Source organism: Hydrogenoanaerobacterium saccharovorans, from assembly GCF_003814745.1.
Classification (GTDB): Bacteria; Bacillota; Clostridia; order Oscillospirales; family Ruminococcaceae; genus Hydrogenoanaerobacterium; species Hydrogenoanaerobacterium saccharovorans.
This window is the reverse complement of the sequence record NZ_RKRD01000001.1, coordinates 1878302-1894279: the sequence shown is the minus strand read 5'-3', so window position 1 is coordinate 1894279 and position 15978 is coordinate 1878302. Positions and strand designations below refer to the sequence as shown.

General features: G+C 43.2%; 18 protein-coding genes and 1 riboswitch. Of the genes, 8 read left to right on the top strand and 10 right to left on the bottom strand.

The genetic code is table 11. The features are described 5' to 3' along the window. The first annotated feature begins 30 nt into the window (after positions 1-30). From proC to EDD70_RS08865, 6 genes are all read left to right on the top strand, one after another. Entirely contained in the window at positions 31-864 is an 834-nt protein-coding gene (proC, locus tag EDD70_RS08890; protein WP_092750933.1) for a pyrroline-5-carboxylate reductase, read from the top strand. A 129-nt stretch (positions 865-993) separates the two neighbouring features. Then, a riboswitch (purine riboswitch) is annotated at positions 994-1095 on the top strand. Positions 1096-1199: 104 nt separating this feature from the next. Further along, a complete protein-coding gene (locus EDD70_RS08885) occupies positions 1200-1991 on the top strand; it encodes an FAD binding domain-containing protein (protein WP_205408574.1) in 792 nt (263 codons plus the stop codon). Beyond that, positions 1988-2443, top strand: a complete 456-nt coding sequence (locus EDD70_RS08880; RefSeq protein WP_092750935.1) for a (2Fe-2S)-binding protein — start codon at positions 1988-1990, stop codon at positions 2441-2443. Before EDD70_RS08885 ends, EDD70_RS08880 begins: the two co-directional genes overlap by 4 nt. Then, positions 2440-4746, top strand: a complete 2307-nt coding sequence (locus EDD70_RS08875; protein WP_242943058.1) for a xanthine dehydrogenase family protein molybdopterin-binding subunit — start codon at positions 2440-2442, stop codon at positions 4744-4746. The genes EDD70_RS08880 and EDD70_RS08875 overlap by 4 nt, the downstream gene beginning before the upstream one ends. Positions 4747-4848: 102 nt before the next feature. Then, positions 4849-5484, top strand: coding sequence for a DedA family protein (locus EDD70_RS08870; protein WP_092750937.1), 636 nt, complete (start codon positions 4849-4851; stop codon positions 5482-5484). 493 nt (positions 5485-5977) lie between these two features. Next, entirely contained in the window at positions 5978-6178 is a 201-nt protein-coding gene (locus EDD70_RS08865) for a DUF6514 family protein (RefSeq protein ID WP_092750939.1), read from the top strand. Positions 6179-6379: 201 nt separating this feature from the next. Here the strand turns inward: EDD70_RS08865 and EDD70_RS08860 are convergent, their stop codons facing one another. The 10 genes from EDD70_RS08860 to EDD70_RS08815 form a co-directional block, all read right to left on the bottom strand. After that, positions 6380-6913 carry a DUF2284 domain-containing protein gene (locus tag EDD70_RS08860; protein WP_242943059.1) on the bottom strand — a complete coding sequence of 178 codons (534 nt, stop codon included), beginning with the start codon at positions 6911-6913 and terminating at the stop codon, positions 6380-6382. 75 nt (positions 6914-6988) lie between these two features. Further along, positions 6989-8029 carry a uroporphyrinogen decarboxylase family protein gene (locus tag EDD70_RS08855; protein WP_092750940.1) on the bottom strand — a complete coding sequence of 347 codons (1041 nt, stop codon included), beginning with the start codon at positions 8027-8029 and terminating at the stop codon, positions 6989-6991. Between the two features lie 243 nt (positions 8030-8272). After that, positions 8273-9082, bottom strand: a complete 810-nt coding sequence (rnfB, locus tag EDD70_RS08850; RefSeq protein WP_092750941.1) for an RnfABCDGE type electron transport complex subunit B — start codon at positions 9080-9082, stop codon at positions 8273-8275. A gap of 19 nt (positions 9083-9101) precedes the next feature. After that, on the bottom strand, positions 9102-9701 hold the full coding sequence (locus EDD70_RS08845; protein ID WP_092750943.1) for an electron transport complex protein RnfA: 600 nt from the start codon (positions 9699-9701) through the stop codon (positions 9102-9104). A 2-nt stretch (positions 9702-9703) separates the two neighbouring features. After that, complete coding sequence (gene rsxE, locus EDD70_RS08840; protein ID WP_242943060.1) at positions 9704-10399, bottom strand: electron transport complex subunit RsxE; 696 nt, start codon at positions 10397-10399, stop codon at positions 9704-9706. 2 nt (positions 10400-10401) lie between these two features. Next, positions 10402-10965, bottom strand: coding sequence for an RnfABCDGE type electron transport complex subunit G (locus tag EDD70_RS08835; RefSeq protein WP_092750945.1), 564 nt, complete (start codon positions 10963-10965; stop codon positions 10402-10404). Continuing rightward, positions 10962-11897 (bottom strand): RnfABCDGE type electron transport complex subunit D, encoded by a 936-nt coding sequence (locus EDD70_RS08830; protein WP_092750947.1) that lies wholly within the window; start codon positions 11895-11897, stop codon positions 10962-10964. Before EDD70_RS08830 ends, EDD70_RS08835 begins: the two co-directional genes overlap by 4 nt. 11 nt (positions 11898-11908) lie before the next feature. Continuing rightward, positions 11909-13219 carry an electron transport complex subunit RsxC gene (gene rsxC, locus EDD70_RS08825; protein ID WP_092750949.1) on the bottom strand — a complete coding sequence of 437 codons (1311 nt, stop codon included), beginning with the start codon at positions 13217-13219 and terminating at the stop codon, positions 11909-11911. Positions 13220-13238: 19 nt separating this feature from the next. After that, entirely contained in the window at positions 13239-13760 is a 522-nt protein-coding gene (locus tag EDD70_RS08820) for a Gx transporter family protein (RefSeq protein WP_092750951.1), read from the bottom strand. A gap of 68 nt (positions 13761-13828) precedes the next feature. Continuing rightward, complete coding sequence (locus tag EDD70_RS08815) at positions 13829-14902, bottom strand: FAD:protein FMN transferase (RefSeq protein WP_092750953.1); 1074 nt, start codon at positions 14900-14902, stop codon at positions 13829-13831. Positions 14903-15087: 185 nt separating this feature from the next. Between EDD70_RS08815 and EDD70_RS08810 the strand changes: the two genes are divergently transcribed. Then, positions 15088-15522, top strand: a complete 435-nt coding sequence (locus EDD70_RS08810) for an FMN-binding protein (RefSeq protein ID WP_092750955.1) — start codon at positions 15088-15090, stop codon at positions 15520-15522. A 94-nt stretch (positions 15523-15616) separates the two neighbouring features. Further along, a complete protein-coding gene (locus tag EDD70_RS08805) occupies positions 15617-15949 on the top strand; it encodes a DUF1622 domain-containing protein (RefSeq protein ID WP_092754405.1) in 333 nt (110 codons plus the stop codon). Positions 15950-15978 lie beyond the last annotated feature (29 nt).

Below are 15978 nucleotides of genomic sequence, written 5' to 3'. Positions count from 1 at the left end.
CGACACTACAATTAATTGGGGGACAGATAGATGTTAGAGAATAAAAAAATCGGTTTTATCGGTGGCGGGCAAATGTGCGAAGCAATTTTTAGTGGTATTGTGGCAAGTAAAATTGTACCGCCTCAAAGCATTTGCATTACCGATGTAAACGCAGACAGATTAAGCTGCCTTGCTGAAAAATACGGTGTAAATACCATTGTAAATACACCCGATGCAGCAGGTGCAAAACAGGTGATTGCACAAAGCGATATTGTCGTTTTCTCGGTTAAACCGCAATATGCGCGGTCAATCCTGCAAGTAGTGAGCAGCAGCTTCCAACCCAATCAACTGATTATCTCAATTATGGGCGGCATCACGTTAGAGTATTTGGAAGAATTCTTCCCGGCAAACCCTGTACTCCGTGTTATGCCCAATACCCCTATGCTGGTGCAAAAAGGGATAGCAGGTATTTCCGCAGGCAGTAAGGCGTTAAAAGAGCATTGTGACCTTGGAATAGAACTGTTTAATTTGGTGGGCATCTCTTATCTTCTGCCCGAAAATCTCATCGACCCTCTCACCAGTGTCAGCGGATGCAGCCCCGCATTTGCCTATATGTTCATCGAGGCTCTTGCCGATGGCGGTGTAGAAAAGGGTTTACCGCGCGAAATGGCAATCAAGCTTGCGGCGCAGGCTTTGGCAGGCTCGGCAGAGATGGTACTGCAAACAGGCACGCACCCTGCCATTTTAAAAGATAATGTTTGTTCACCCGGCGGTGGCACCATTGCAGGTGTGCGTGCTTTAGAAAAAGGCGCTTTTCGCGCAACTGTTATGGATGCAGTGGATGCAAGCTGTGCGCGCATGATAGAGGTTGGTAAAAAAGCTTAGCAGTTTGCAGTTTATAAAAGATAGCAGATTAAAAAAATACATTGAATAGTACTATATTTTTAATTCCCATAAAACTCCTGTTGCATAAAACGACATTTTTTGATGCAGAGTGTTTACAGCAAGCCTGCTTTAATGCTATAATAAATCCGTCGTATAAATTTGGAGATATGGTCCAAAAGTTTCTACCTGTCAACCGTAAATTGACTGGCTACGAGGGTTTATAGAGAATATCGGCTCCATTGCAGCTTTTGCATGGAGTCTGTTTTTCTGTGAAGAACTCCTCGTTTATGGGGGGTTCTTTTTTGTTTGCTATATTATAAAACAGGGGGATATACGTGTATACAGTTAAAAGTTATCAATTTGCACAATCACTGGATGAAGCCTGCGAACTGCTGCAAAAGGATTCTAAAAATACAGTGCTTGGCGGATGTTGCTGGCTTAAAATGGGGCATAAGCGCATTCGCACAGCAATCGACCTTACCCGTTTAAATCTGAGTTATATAACCGAGAGCGATGGCAAAATTCTTATCGGTGCAACCACTACATTGCGCGAGCTGGAAACCAGCCCATTGCTGCAAAAACGGTTCGGCGGTATCCTACCCCAATGTGTAAAAAACATTGTTGGTGTACAGTTCCGCAATATAGCAACGGTTGGTGCCAGTGTATTCTCGCGTTATGGTTTCTCCGATATCTTAACTGCACTGCTTGCGCTTAACACCAGTGTGGAATTGCACCTTGGCGGGGTGATGACACTGGAGAAGTTCATTGAACTTCCCCCGCAGCGCGATATTTTAAAGCAAATTATCATTGCAGATGACGGCCGCGTTGCAGCATACCAAAGTATGCGCAATTCTGTTACCGATTTTCCGGTACTAGCTGTTGCCGTAAGTAAACTTGCAGCAGATTGGAAAGTATCGGTTGGCGCAAGGCCGGCACGAGCAGCGCTTGCACAAAATGCTGCCAAGCTGCTCTCGCAGGGGGCATCACCAGAACAAGCGGGCAACGCTGCGGCAGAAGAACTCGCATTTGGCAGTAATATGCGTGCATCGGCACAATACCGTAAACTGTTGGCATCGGTGCTGGTAAAACGTGCGGTGCAGCAGTGCAGGGAGGATACAAGCAAATGAAAGTAAAAATTACAGTAAACGATAAGCTGTTTGATAAACATATCCCCAACGATATGATGCTGATTGACTTTTTGCGTAAATACGGTTTTGTAAGCGTAAAGCGCGGCTGTGATACCGATAACTGCGGGCTTTGTACGGTGTGGGTAGATGGTACACCTGTATTGTCATGTTCTTATCCTGCTGCAAGGGCAGACGGTAAGCAGGTCACCACACTGGAAGGGCTGCAAGATGAGGCGGCAGAATTTGGGCGTTATATGGTAAATCAGGGTGCCGAGCAGTGCGGCTTTTGCAGCCCCGGTTTTATTATGAGTGTACTTGCCATGAAACGTGAACTGAAAAACCCCACCGAACAGCAAATTAAAGAGTATTTGGCGGGTAATCTCTGCCGCTGTACCGGCTATACCAGCCATATCCGAGCAATTCAGGAATATTTGGAGGATCAGAGCAAATGAGGTCAGCAATTCAACTCAAACAGGTTAATCAGCGCATCCCAAAATTGGATGGCATGGCTTTGACCACCGGTAAAGGTGTTTATACCGATGATATTGTTCCTCAAGGGTGCCTTGTTGTTAAAGTTTTGCGCAGCCCGCATGCTTTTGCAAAAATAAAGTCGATTAAAACAGATACGGCACTTCGAGTGGACGGGATTGAGTGCATACTTACTTACCAAGATGTGCCGAAAATACGTTACACCTTGGCGGGCCAGAGTTACCCCGAGCCAAGCCCCTACGACCGTTATATTCTCGAGCAGGTAGTGCGCTATGTAGGCGACCCGGTTGCGATTGTAGCCGGCAGAGATGAAAAAGCCGTTGATAAGGCACTGTCAATGATTCACGTAAAGTACGATGTGCGGGAGCCTTTGCTTGATTTTGAAACAGCCAAAGACCATAAAACAGTTATCCATAAAGAAGATGATTACCATAACAATTTTGATATCGGCGGTAATCCTGCCAAAAATTTAGTTGCAAGCGGTTCGGATATTGCAGGCGATGTAGACGCAGAATTTGCAAAATGCGATGTAGTTTTGCAAGAGACCTACTATACAAAGGCAAACGCGCAGGCAATGATGGAGACATTTCGCACCTATACTTACCTTGACTGCAATGGGCGGCTCAATGTGGTAAGCTCCACGCAAATTCCGTTTCACTGCCGCAGAACCATTGCCCATGCACTGGGGTTGCCGCAAACGGCGGTGCGTGTGGCAAAACCGCGTATCGGCGGCGGGTTTGGTGCAAAACAGACCATGGTAAGCGAACTGTTTCCCGCACTTGTTACGATGAAAACAGGCAAACCTGCCAAGATGATATTTACTCGTCAGGAGTCATTTGCGGCATCCAACAGCCGTCACCAAATGCGTATGACTGTTAAGCTCGGTGCAACAAAGGACGGTATTATCAAAGCAATTTCTTTGCATACGCTCTCGAATGCGGGTGCATACGGCGAGCACGCCTCTACAACGGTGGGGCTTACCGGGCACAAAACCATTCCTCTCTACAGCAAGGCAAATGCCTTTAAATTCACTTACGATGTTGTTTATACCAACACCATGGCAGCAGGTGCATTTCGCGGTTACGGTGCCACACAGGGCTGTTTTGCGGTAGAATCCACCGTAAACCAACTTGCAAATATGCTTCATATCGACCCTGCCGAGCTGCGCCTCAAGAATATACCGCAGCAGGGTGAAAAAATGCCCGCCTATTATAATGAAACTCTCAGCAGTTCTATGCTTGAAAACTGCATCAAAAAAGGCAAACAGATGATTGGCTGGGATCAAAAATACCCAAGTGTGCAGGTGGATGACCATCGTGTGCGCGGTGTGGGGATGTCTATTACCATGCAGGGTTCGGGTATTTCGAACATCGACGTTGCAAGTGTTGCTATTCGGCTTAACGATAGCGGCTTTTATACCTTGATGATTGGTGCAACCGATATGGGCACCGGCTGCGATACCATTCTGGCACAGATGGCAGCGGAACTGATGCATTGTCCCATCAGCCGTATTACGGTAGACGGGGTAGATACCGACCATTCGCCCTACGATACCGGTTCTTATGCATCCAGTACCACATATGTTACGGGTATGGCAGTGGTAAAAGCTTGTGCACAGCTCACTTCTATGATAAAAGAAGAAGGCGCTAGGTTGCTTGAAATACCAACGGTTTTGGCAGAGTTTGACGGCGATAGGGTTTACAGTTCTGCCGACAGAACCCATGCTATTTCACTGGATAAGCTTGCGCAGTCGCTGGTAGGCGGAAAACCGGGTAACTGGTTGTGCGCCAACGCGAGCCATTGCAGCCCTACCTCGCCGCCGCCGATGATGGCAGGCTTTGCAGAGGTGGAAGTGGATACCGAAACCGGCGAACTCAAGCTGCTTGATTATGTTGGTGTGGTGGATTGCGGGACGGTTGTAAACCCGAACCTTGCCACCGTGCAGGCAGAAGGCGGCATTGCGCAGGGCATTGGTATGGCAATGTATGAAGATATCCAATACAACGAATACGGTAAAATGAGTAACGATTCGTTTATGCAGTACAAAATTCCGTCTCGTTTGGATGTGCCCAACATTCGAGTTGCATTTGAAAGCAGTTACGAGCCAACAGGGCCTTTCGGTGCAAAATCCATTGGTGAGATTGTAATAAACACACCAAGCCCTGCCATTGCGGATGCTGTTTTTAATGCAGTAGGGGTTCGAATTCAGTCTTTACCGATCACCGCTGAAAAAATTAAACTTGCAATGTTGCAGCAAAACGAGTAATATTAATAATATAAGAGAGGCTTACGCTTTGTAAGGCTCTTTTATATTATGTCACGAGAATAATGTGGCATAATAATAAAAACAAATGGAAGAAGTGAAAGATTGCAGGACTGGATTATTGAAATTATGAACCAATACGGCTATATCGGTATATTATTGCTGATTGCCATAGAAAACATTTTTCCTCCAATTCCATCGGAGGTCATACTCACATTTGGTGGATTTATGACAACCTACAGTAACATGCAGGTTTGGGGCGTTATTCTCGCAGCTACGGCTGGTTCGGTACTCGGTGCGATCGTGCTTTACGGTGTTGGCAGGCTGCTTTCTCCGCAGCGGCTTGAGCATTGGTTAGAGGGTAAAATAGGGCGCTTGCTGCACTTTAAAAAAGGCGATGTTACCAAAGCATGCGGCTGGTTTGAAAAACGCGGAAAAAGCACAGTTTTGTTTTGCCGTTGCATCCCTATCGTACGCAGTTTAATATCTATCCCTGCGGGTATGGCAAAAATGAATATGGGTCTATTTTTGCTATTTACAACAATAGGCTCTTTTGTTTGGAATATAATTCTTGTATATTTTGGCGTGTTTGCGGGTGCCTCGTGGGAAAGCATTTTAGATTATATGAGCACTTATTCGCATATTACACTGGCAGTGCTTGTAATAGTCGCACTGATATGCACCGTGATTTTCTTTAAAAAGCGATTCGCATCAAAAGATAACGATTCATCTTCTAAATAATTATAAAATCTTTTCGTATATTGAAACGGCAGACTGCATTTATTGCGGTCTGCCGTTTTGTATGTAGATTTAGCAATAATAATTGCCGTACTTGCTTTTGTTTTGGTACCCTTAAGAAAATTTTTTCAGGTGCATAACGGTTTGTAGGTTCAATGATAAAATACCATTGCCAGCGAGGCGGTATGAACTTTAGATAAGGCATGAAACCCAAGCAATAAATGCTTAAAAGCCTCATTCTGCAATTTATTGTATCTTGCTATGAGAACAAACACTATATAAAGTATGAGCTGTGCAGGTTGATGAAAGTGGAGGTAAGTTTATCAGATGAGTAGGAAATTACTGTTACTTTCAGTACAAAAACGAGCTAATTTGAGTGTTGGAGATGAATCATACAAAATTATTGAAGAAAATTTTGTATTATCATGGATTTACTTCTGTATAGCATTTGTTGTATGCTTAAATAGGGACTACTTAAAAGCGAGGTGTAGTAACAGTGTATTGGGTTGTGAAAGAAAAGTATGTAAACGATGACTATGGTATTTACGAAAGCTATGGTATCAAGACGGAGGGATATTACATTGGAGACATATCCACTGATTTCAAGAGTGTGGAAGAGCTTGCACATCTTTGCAATACATATGAGTTAAGTACGATGCATCTAAAAGATGTGGTAGAGGATTGGTTACAAAAGTAATATCCAATTCGCCCTGTTTCACTATCTTTTGCATAACATTACAAGAATACAGCAAACCGCTTAGTTAAACAACTCGAAAAGTTTAACTAAGCGGTTTGCTTTTATTAATTAAAGGCACCTTTCGGCAGAAAGATGCTAACTACCTAATGGAATTGTTCGTCAACGGGCAAAAGCAATTCAAAACACAAAACCAAATGCTCATTACTTTTTATAAAAAAATGCACCAAAATAAGTTACAGTGTTGGCACCGTGTATGTACTTCATCCCGCAGCGTGCCGCAAGCTCAGACACTGCGATGCCGTAAGTTTCGAGCGACGATAGCGCTTTTTCGGGATAACGGCACGGCTCATCTGTGCGTTTTGCACATACCGGACATACGCGGCATCCACCTGCACCCAAATGTAAAGTTTCAGCAAAATTGTCTTTAAAAGCAATTGAAATTTCTTGAGCCAGGTCATTTTGTCGTTCACCAGCAGCCATCATTCCCTCAAAATCGTAGCTGTCTTCAAGGGATCCAACTGTTTGGTATACAACAGCGTAATCAAAAGTTTTTGCTTTGGCAATCAATTCATCAATATCGCCTGCATCGGGTGGGCACATATAGCTTTTGCCGTAATTGCCGCATGCATTACTTTCACAAAGGCTGCGAAAACTGCGGTCGAATGGGATATCTTCCACTTTAATTTGAGCCGCCTGATGTGCGCCCATATCCATTATTTTTTGTACCAAATCCACTTTTATCAATGCTTCCTTTCTTCAGCAGAGGTATATAGAACCAATCCAAGCAAATATGACCATTCAATATAAATGCTATTTATATTGTCCGTGGCTTTTGGCAATTTCAATCATACGTTTTGCTCTGTCAAAGCTGGCGTTTGCAGGGTATTCACAGCCTGTAGCCAGCATAAAACCGCCACCTTTTGCCATAGCATCAATTTGATCGATGCATTGTTTATCCCACTCTTCATCGGTACCAATTACAGCAGAGGCAGGTATAACACTGCCAATCAACATAGTTTTATCGCCGTATTTCGCTTTGCACTCCGCAAAATCGGCGCAATCATCGGGGGGATATAAAAACGAAATTGCCACGGGTTCTGCTGCCTCAATTTGTGCATCAAAATATATTTTTTGGCCGCAGTTGTGAATCATCATCAAACAGCCTTTGTCGCGTACAACTTGCGAAAGCTCGCGCAATGGTTGAGCCTCCATGTCCTTCCACATTTCTTTCGACATAATGGATGCCGAAGCAAACAGAGTGTCGAACATAACCGCATCTACACCTGTATCACATAAAGCTGCTACATATTCTTTAAGTGTTTCATTCACTTGTTTAACGGCTTCTTTGACAGCATCGGGGTCATCGTACAAATCCATATACATATCCTGCTGATTCCGCAGCATAGATACTACACCCAATGGACCAAAAACAAATGCCACAATTGGGATTTTACCCTTTTTCTCTGCTACAATCTTTTTGCAAACATCAATGTGCATCATCATGCGTTCAGAGGTTCGGTAATCAACCTTTTTGATTTTTGCGTAATCTTCAATTTCTTGAATAACACTTTGCGAATAATCGGGATGTGCAGCTTCATTTTCGGGGAATATTATTTTTTGCCCCCATGCATCGCATTCTACTGACAAATCGATTAACGTAACAATACAGTCAATGTCAAAATCTTCGGCAGATTTTAAAAATGCCTCTGCGCAAATGTCTGCGTTGGTAGACCAGTCGCTATAACTGGCGCCAATAAGCTTGCGAGTTACACCGCTTAAAATAGGATATACCGGTACACGGTCTGCTTCTTTATGCGAAAGAGCCAAAGCTACACGTTCATACGAAGTCATATCTATTCCTCCTAAACTACGTTTTGCATATTATCTATAGTATACAGGTAAATCTTCCGGTTGCATTGTAAAAAAGAATAGGTTTTGGTAATTCTTTATCTATCTGCATCTAAAACTATTCACATAATAAGCAATAATCATATGCATTCAATATACTATTTTCAACTTCTAATACTATAAAAAATAGGCTTGTACAGCATTGCTGTACAAGCCTAGCAGTAAAGTGTTAAAACTTACAGTAGATTATTTCTCACACGAGGGGTGGAATTTTTCAATGACATGAACGGGGCACACCTCGATACATTTGCCGCAAGAGATACATTTTTCAACGTCGATATAAGCCAGATTTTCATCCACAGTGATTGCTTCGGTCGGGCACACAGATGCACATTTTCTGCAGGCAATACAACCATTTGCGCAGACCTTGCGTGTTTTGGCACCTTTGTCTTTATTACGGCATTCTACGTGAATGGGTTTGTTTACCGGGTACATTGAAATAAGAGCTTTCGGGCAGGTAGCCACACAAAGAGAGCACCCTGTGCAAATTTCGGGGCGAACCACAGCAACTCCATTTACCAAATCAATCGCACCAAAGGGGCAAGATTTAGCACAGTCACCATAGCCTAAGCAGCCGTATGCACAGCTGGAATCACCGCCGTAAAGCAAACTGGCTGCATAGCACGAATCAATACCTTTATAATCAAGTTTTTTCTTATCATCTCCGGGGACACCTTTACAAGCTACAAAGGCAACTTTTTCTTCTACGTCACTCACGCCGGTTCCCATCAGCTCACCAACAGCTTTTGCTGTTTTATCGCCGCCGGGGATGCAACGGTTAACTGCGGCGCCTTCTTCTACAATGGCTTTTGCATATTGGTCGCAGCCTGCATAACCGCAAGCACCGCAATTGATGCCGGGGAGTGCCTCGCGTACTTCCTCAAGCCTTGTATCTACGGGGATAGCCATAAACTTAGATGCAAACGATAACATAATACCGGCTGCAACGCCAACTCCTGTCAAAATTAAAACAGGGACTAAGATTGCTTCAAACATAATATCACCCTGCCTTTCGTTATTTAAATATACCGTCGATTACACCGCCGAAACCTAAAAACGACAAAGCAACAATCGAAGCGGAAATCAGTGTGATCGGCAGACCCTCAAACGGGCGAAGTATACGGCTGTCCTCCAAACGGGTACGAACCCCTGCGAACAATACCATTGCAAGCATAAAGCCAAGTCCGCCACCCAATGCATTTACCAGTGAAACACCATAGCTGTAACCCTCTTTAATGTTCAGCAAAGTTACACCTAAAATAGCGCAGTTTGTAGTAATAAGCGGCAGGTAAACACCCAGTGTTTTGTGCAGTGCAGGAATATAACGTTTAAGAACAATCTCAACCAACTGTACGAACGCCGCAATAACGAGGATAAACGAAACGGTATCAAGGTATTCAAGGCCGTTTGGTACAAGCAGATAGGTGTAAAGCGGGTGGGTTACTGCAGTAGCCATCAACATTACAAAAGTAACAGCACAGCTCATGCCAAAGGCAGATTTCAAGTTTTTAGATACACCGAGAAACGGGCAGATACCCATAAATTTTGAAAGTACAAAGTTGTTCACCAGAATGGCGCTGAACAACACGATGCTCAAAGATTTTGCAAGTTCCATGATCAGCACTCCTCCTGTTTATTCTGGCAGATTCCTGCGGAAGGGCAGGATGAACAGCCAAAAGATTTTCTTGGTGTTTTGCCTTTTTTTCTCATCAACACGCCAACCAGCGCAATAAGAATACCATAAACAAAAAAGCCGCCAGCGGGTGAAGCAAAAATAGCCATTGGCTCAATGAAGCCGGCAGTTACAGTGAAGCCCATCCAAGTGCCGCTGCCTAAAAGCTCACGAATACTGCCGATAACGAACAGAGACAAGGTGAAACCAAGCCCCATGCCAAGCCCGTCAAAAAATGCATAGCTTACTTTATTTTTGCTTGCAAAAACTTCTGCACGCCCAAGTAAAATGCAGTTTACAACGATGAGGTCAAGAAACACGCCAAGTGCCACATAAAGCGGCTGTACATAAGCCATCATTAATTGCTTGATGATGGTTACAAACCCTGCGATAACAACAACATAGCAGGGGATACGTACAGTGGAAGGAATCAGCTTTTTAATCAGAGAAATTACAACGTTTGAACCAATTAAAACGAATGTTGTGGCAAGCCCCATACCAATAGAATTGCTGACCATTGTAGTTACCGCCAATGATGGACAGGTACCCAGCAGCATCACCATAACGGGGTTTTCCTTAATGATACCGTTTAGTAAAATAGACAGATAGGTCATACTGCCTTTGTTTGTATTGTTACTCATCATTACGCCCCTTTCGCCATTTCAAATGCAGCCAGCGCAGAATTTGCGGCAGTTGTCATTGCTGTAGAGGATATAGTAGCACCAGCCAATGCGGCAATATCATTGTCTCCGCCGCCGGTTCCCTTAACAAGGTTTAAAGTGCCGCTTTTGCCTATAAACTGGCTTTGCCAGTCTTTGTCTGCAATACGTTCGCCCAAACCTTTTGTTTCGGTGTGGCTAAGTACGGTTAAACCTACAATTTTGCCCTCAGGGTCTATACCAAACATCGAGGTGATTTCACCGTGATAACCGACAACTGCGGTTGTAATGGCATAGCCTGCACCATTTTCTGCCTTATAAACTTCAGTAACACCAAGCCCAGTCAATTCACTTTCAGGCAAATCAACTTTTGTGAATTTATCGCCATCAGCTAAAACCACTTTACGCGAAGAATCGGTTTTAGAGCCTTGATTCGCTGCAATGATAGGCGCAGTAAAAAAGTTGGTTACCCCAAGCAGTGCCGTAACGACAAGACATACAACACCAAGTACCAAAACAGGCATCAATATTTCTTTTGCTTTGCTCATTTATATGCACCTCCTAACACCTTTGGAAGGGTTGCTTTTTCAATATACGGTGTGAGAATATTCATCAGCAAGATAGAAAAAGAAACACCCTCGGTGTATGAACCGAACAGACGAATTATAATTGTGATGATACCGCACCCTGCGGCAAATATTACCTTACCCCAGTTGGTGGTGGGGGAGGTAGTGTAGTCGGTTGCCATAAATACGGCGCCAAGCATCAAGCCGCCACTGAGTACATGAAATAGTACATCCTCGCCGCCTAAAAAAGCACCGAGTGCAACTGTACCGATGTATACCAGAGGAATAATGGGGTTGATGACTTTGCGGATTACGAGATAGATACAGCCGATGATAAGTGTAAGCGCGCAGGTTTCGCCAAGGCATCCGCCGATAGTTCCAAAAAACAGGTCGCTGTATTCGGTCCATTTTCCGGCACGCATCATATCAAGGGGAGTAGCCGTAGTCATAACATCGGTGGTGCCATATTGGTATGAGAATGGCTTTACCCATGTGGTCATAGCAGACGAGAACGAAACAAACAGCACAATTCGGCCTACCAACGCAGGGTTGGCAAAGTTTTGTCCTATGCCGCCAAACAGCCCTTTTACAATTACAATCGCTACAAACGAGCCGATTACTGCCATCCAAATAGGCAGCTCAGCGGGTAAATTGTAAGCTAAGATGATACCTGTTACCACTGCACTCAAATCAGATATTGTGTTATCCTGCTTGGTGATTTTGCATAATGCCCACTCAAAAAACACGCAGGATGCAGCACAGACCACCGTCAGTATCAGCGCCTTGCTGCCAAAGATAATGGTTGCCGCAACCAATGTCGGCAGCAGTGCAATTACAACATCCAGCATAATGCTTTGCGTTGTTCTTGGGCTGCGAATATGCGGCGATGATGATACTATTAATTTTTTAGTCAAAGCAAACACCTCTACTTTTTAGTTTCTCTCAATAGCTTTTTAGAAGCTCTGTTTGTCTGCACTAGCGGACGTTTAGCAGGGCAAATAAAAGAACAGCAACCGCATTCTACGCACATATTAACCTTTAAAGCACTAAGCCGCTCAACATCTTTTGCTTCAAATGCGCGTTCAATTGAAACAGGCATCAGGCGAACGGGGCATACCTGTCCGCATTTTCCGCAGCGGATGCACAATGTTGTTTTTTGTTCTTTTGCCTGTTTTTCATTAAAGAATAGCACAGCATTGTTATTTTTTATGATAGGCATGTCCATATCATATAAAGCAATGCCCATCATAGGGCCGCCCATCAGTATCTTGCGGGCTTCGCCTTTTATCCCACCACAAAACTCTGCAACATCTTGGATGGAAGTACCGATGGGAACCATTACATTTTTTGCTTCGGTAATAGCACCCCCGTCTACGGTAATGCGTTTTTGTATCAACGGCATGCCTGTTCGCATATAAGTACCTACAAAGCCTACCGAAGCTACGTTCATCACAATGGTTCCCACATCAATGGGCAATTTGCCTTCCGGCACTACTCTGCCTACTGTGTCGTGGATGATTACCTTCTCAGCACCTTTGGGGTATTTGCATTGCAAAACAAACACTTCAAATTCTTTCGTTTGGGCAGCAAGCTTTTCAAAAAGCTCAATTGCTTTTGGCTTGTTTTTTTCTATGCTTATAATAACCTTGCCAACATTTAAATATTTTTTTACCGCAGCCATACCTGCCAGAATATCGTCGGTATTTTCAAGCATCTCACGATAATCTGAGGTAATGTAAGGCTCACATTCTGCAGCATTAATGATTAAATAATCTGCTTTTTGCTCAGATTTAATATTAAGCTTTACCCAAGTGGGGAATCCCGCACCACCAAGACCGACCAGACCGGATTGCTTGATAGCCTCAATAAAGCTTTCTTTGGAATTTATAACAGGAACTTTTACATCACTGCTGATCTCCTGCATACCGTCTGTATCAATGATGACTGTTTCGCAACTGCCGCCTGATGAGATGACCATCGAATCAATTGCCTTTACTGTGCCCGATACACTTGAATGAATAGGCGCGTAAAAAGAGCCCTGACATTCACCGATCAACTGGCCAACCAAAACACGGTCTCCTGGTTTTACAATGCTTTTACAGGGCGCTCCCAGATGCTGAATCATGGGAATCGTTACTCGAGACGGAACAGGCATAGATACTGTTTGCACATTTTCGGTATTCTTTAAATGAGCAACACGGATGCCATTTAGCAGTTTTTCTTTTGCTATACTCAATCTCAACAACCTCCAACTTCTACTTATATTTGTTGCTAAACTTATTAAAATAGGGTACCAACTGTCCAAAGGTGATTCCGGTTAGAACACCCATCACTGCACCGGATACAATCAATACCATGCTGTAGTAAAGGGTTAAAACCGAACGAATCAAAATGGATGCCGCCAATATTTGCCCGATATTGTGAAATATCGAACCAACCACACTTATGCCGATATAAGATAAACCCATGTTGTTAAATCGTTTTAAAAGCATCAGCACAAGAATAGAAAGGATACCGCCCGAAAGGCTTAAGAAAAAACCTGTAAAGCCTCTGGTCAGCCCAACAAAAGCCGATTTTAATAAAACAAGAATTACAGCGGGTACGTTACCGGCAAAAAAAAGTGTGTACATCGTTGCCAGGTTTGCAAGCCCAAGCTTGATTCCCGGCGGAATCGCCATAAAAGCACATAGCGTACTTTCAAAAAACGAAAGAACCAGTGCAACCGCAAGCATCATCCCAAGGAATGCAACCTGGTAGGTACTGATTTTTCTTTTCATTGTTGCACCTCCGATTGAGTTGAACGACTTATTATATCACAATTTAACAAATTATCCAAGTCTCATATCTATACTGCGAACCGATATTTTCCACCATCATCCTCTAAAAGTTCAACTTTGTCTTTTAACGATGGAGAAACATAGATGTTATACTGCTTGTCAATTGCAATAATCGCGAATTGCGGAGTTTCACCTTTTGCAAGCGTTGCTTTTTCTTGTTCAATGGTTTCTAAAACAGCCTTTTTACCCAAAATATAGTATGTAGTAGATAAAAAATCCGCCAGTGCTCCGTCTGCGGTTACAATGGTTGCAGATAACAAATCGCTCTGGGCGGGAAACCCAGTGTTTTTATCTATGATATGGTGATAGGATATTCCTTGATATTCAAAAAAACGTTCGTATGCACCCGAGGTGGCAATCACCTGCTCGGTACTCATAAGAGAAAGCAATGCATCTGCACTGTCACCAATGGGGTTGCGTATTCCTACACGGTAGCCTTGTTTGCCCCGAGGTGTGCGATAGGTATAAACATTGCCGCCTATTGAAATTAATGCGGTAGAGATGTCCGATTTTTGATAGATGGAACGAACCACATCACATGCATATCCCTTTGCTATGCCGCCCATATCTATTGCCATGCCTTTTTCGGCGAGCATAACCGACTGCTCTTCGTCATTAAAAAGCACTTTTTTGTAATCTACTAAGGCAAGCCTTTGGGCAACCTGCTCTTCTGTTGGGGGTACGCCGTTTTCTTTGGCTTCGTGCCACAGCGCAGTAATCGGCGCAATGGTAAAGTCAAACGAGTTGTGCAAAGTAGATAGCTCCTGTGAGCGTTTAAGCAGATTATAGGTTTGCTCAGCTACCTTAACGTAGGATATTCCGGCAGCGTTGTTGATTTTAGAAATTTCAGATTCGGTGTTATACATAGACAAACTATCATCAAACGCTTTTAACGCCTGAAAAACTTTTTCGCCCGTCTGTTTTGCTTTTCTTCCTGTTATCTGCTGCTGAATAAACGTATCCATCAAAAAATCCACACGGTCTTCTTTTTCCTCTCTAATAGAAAAAAAGAGCAAAGCCGCTAATACTGCAGTTGCTGTCAAAATAACGCCAATCATTAAATTTTTCTTTTTTAACATCATAAACTAATCTCCGTAGGGCAAAATTTAATTTTTCTAGTGAAGGCCCAATAACACTATGAATAATTTTTATACTTGCGTCAACAATTATTATATCATTAATAATTAAATTTTGAAAATAGATTGACGCAGCGATAAAAAAATTATATAATGAAATCTACATAAATACAACACCTTGGAGGTATAGAATGAAAAAATTTGGCATTGCATTGGTTGCAGCACTTTTAAGCGCATCTCTCTTGACAGGTTGCAGCGCTGGAATGAAAGACGGCACATACAAAGCAGAGTACAAAAACGCTGATGATCACGGTTGGAAAGATTATGTACAAGTTACTGTTTCCGGCGGTAAAATTTCCGAAGTTGACTTCGACTCTGTCAATGAACAAGGCGTACTGAAATCGGCGGATGCTGGCTACAAAGATGCTATGGAGCCCGTTTCAGGTACTTATCCTGAAAAGTTCATGAAAGAACTTGAAGACCAATTGGTAAGCAAACAAGAAGTTAAAAAGGTTGATACTCTTGCAGGTGCAACCCTTTCATCAGATTCTTTTAAAGTTCTTGTGAATGAGGCTCTTTCCAAAGGCGCTAAAAAGGGCAACACTGAAACGATTGTTGTAGAGTAATTTTAGTTACCTATACACGGCAGGAAACTCATTGGTTTCCTGCCGCTTTATTATGTAGAAATGTAAAAAAACGGAGGAACAGAGTGTGGAAGTTATGCATGTACTGTTAACCAAAGTGGTTGACTTTGCAATTCTTTTATTTGAATTGGTGGGGGTTCTTATAGTCGTTGCTTCGGGGATTCATGGTACATACAGTTATTTAAAGCGCGACCCTTATACAAAGCTGAATCTTGCAAAAGGTTTGGCAATGGGATTGGAATTTAAAATGGGCAGCGAGATACTGCGTACCGTTGTAGTGCGCGACTTCAGTGAGATTTTAACGGTTGCGGGTATTATTATATTGCGTGCGGCATTAAGCTTCTTGATTCATTGGGAGATTAAGAATGGAGAAGTGGCAGAATCGGAACATGCCCTAAACAAAGATTAATATAATAACTTCAAAAGCTCTGCCATTGG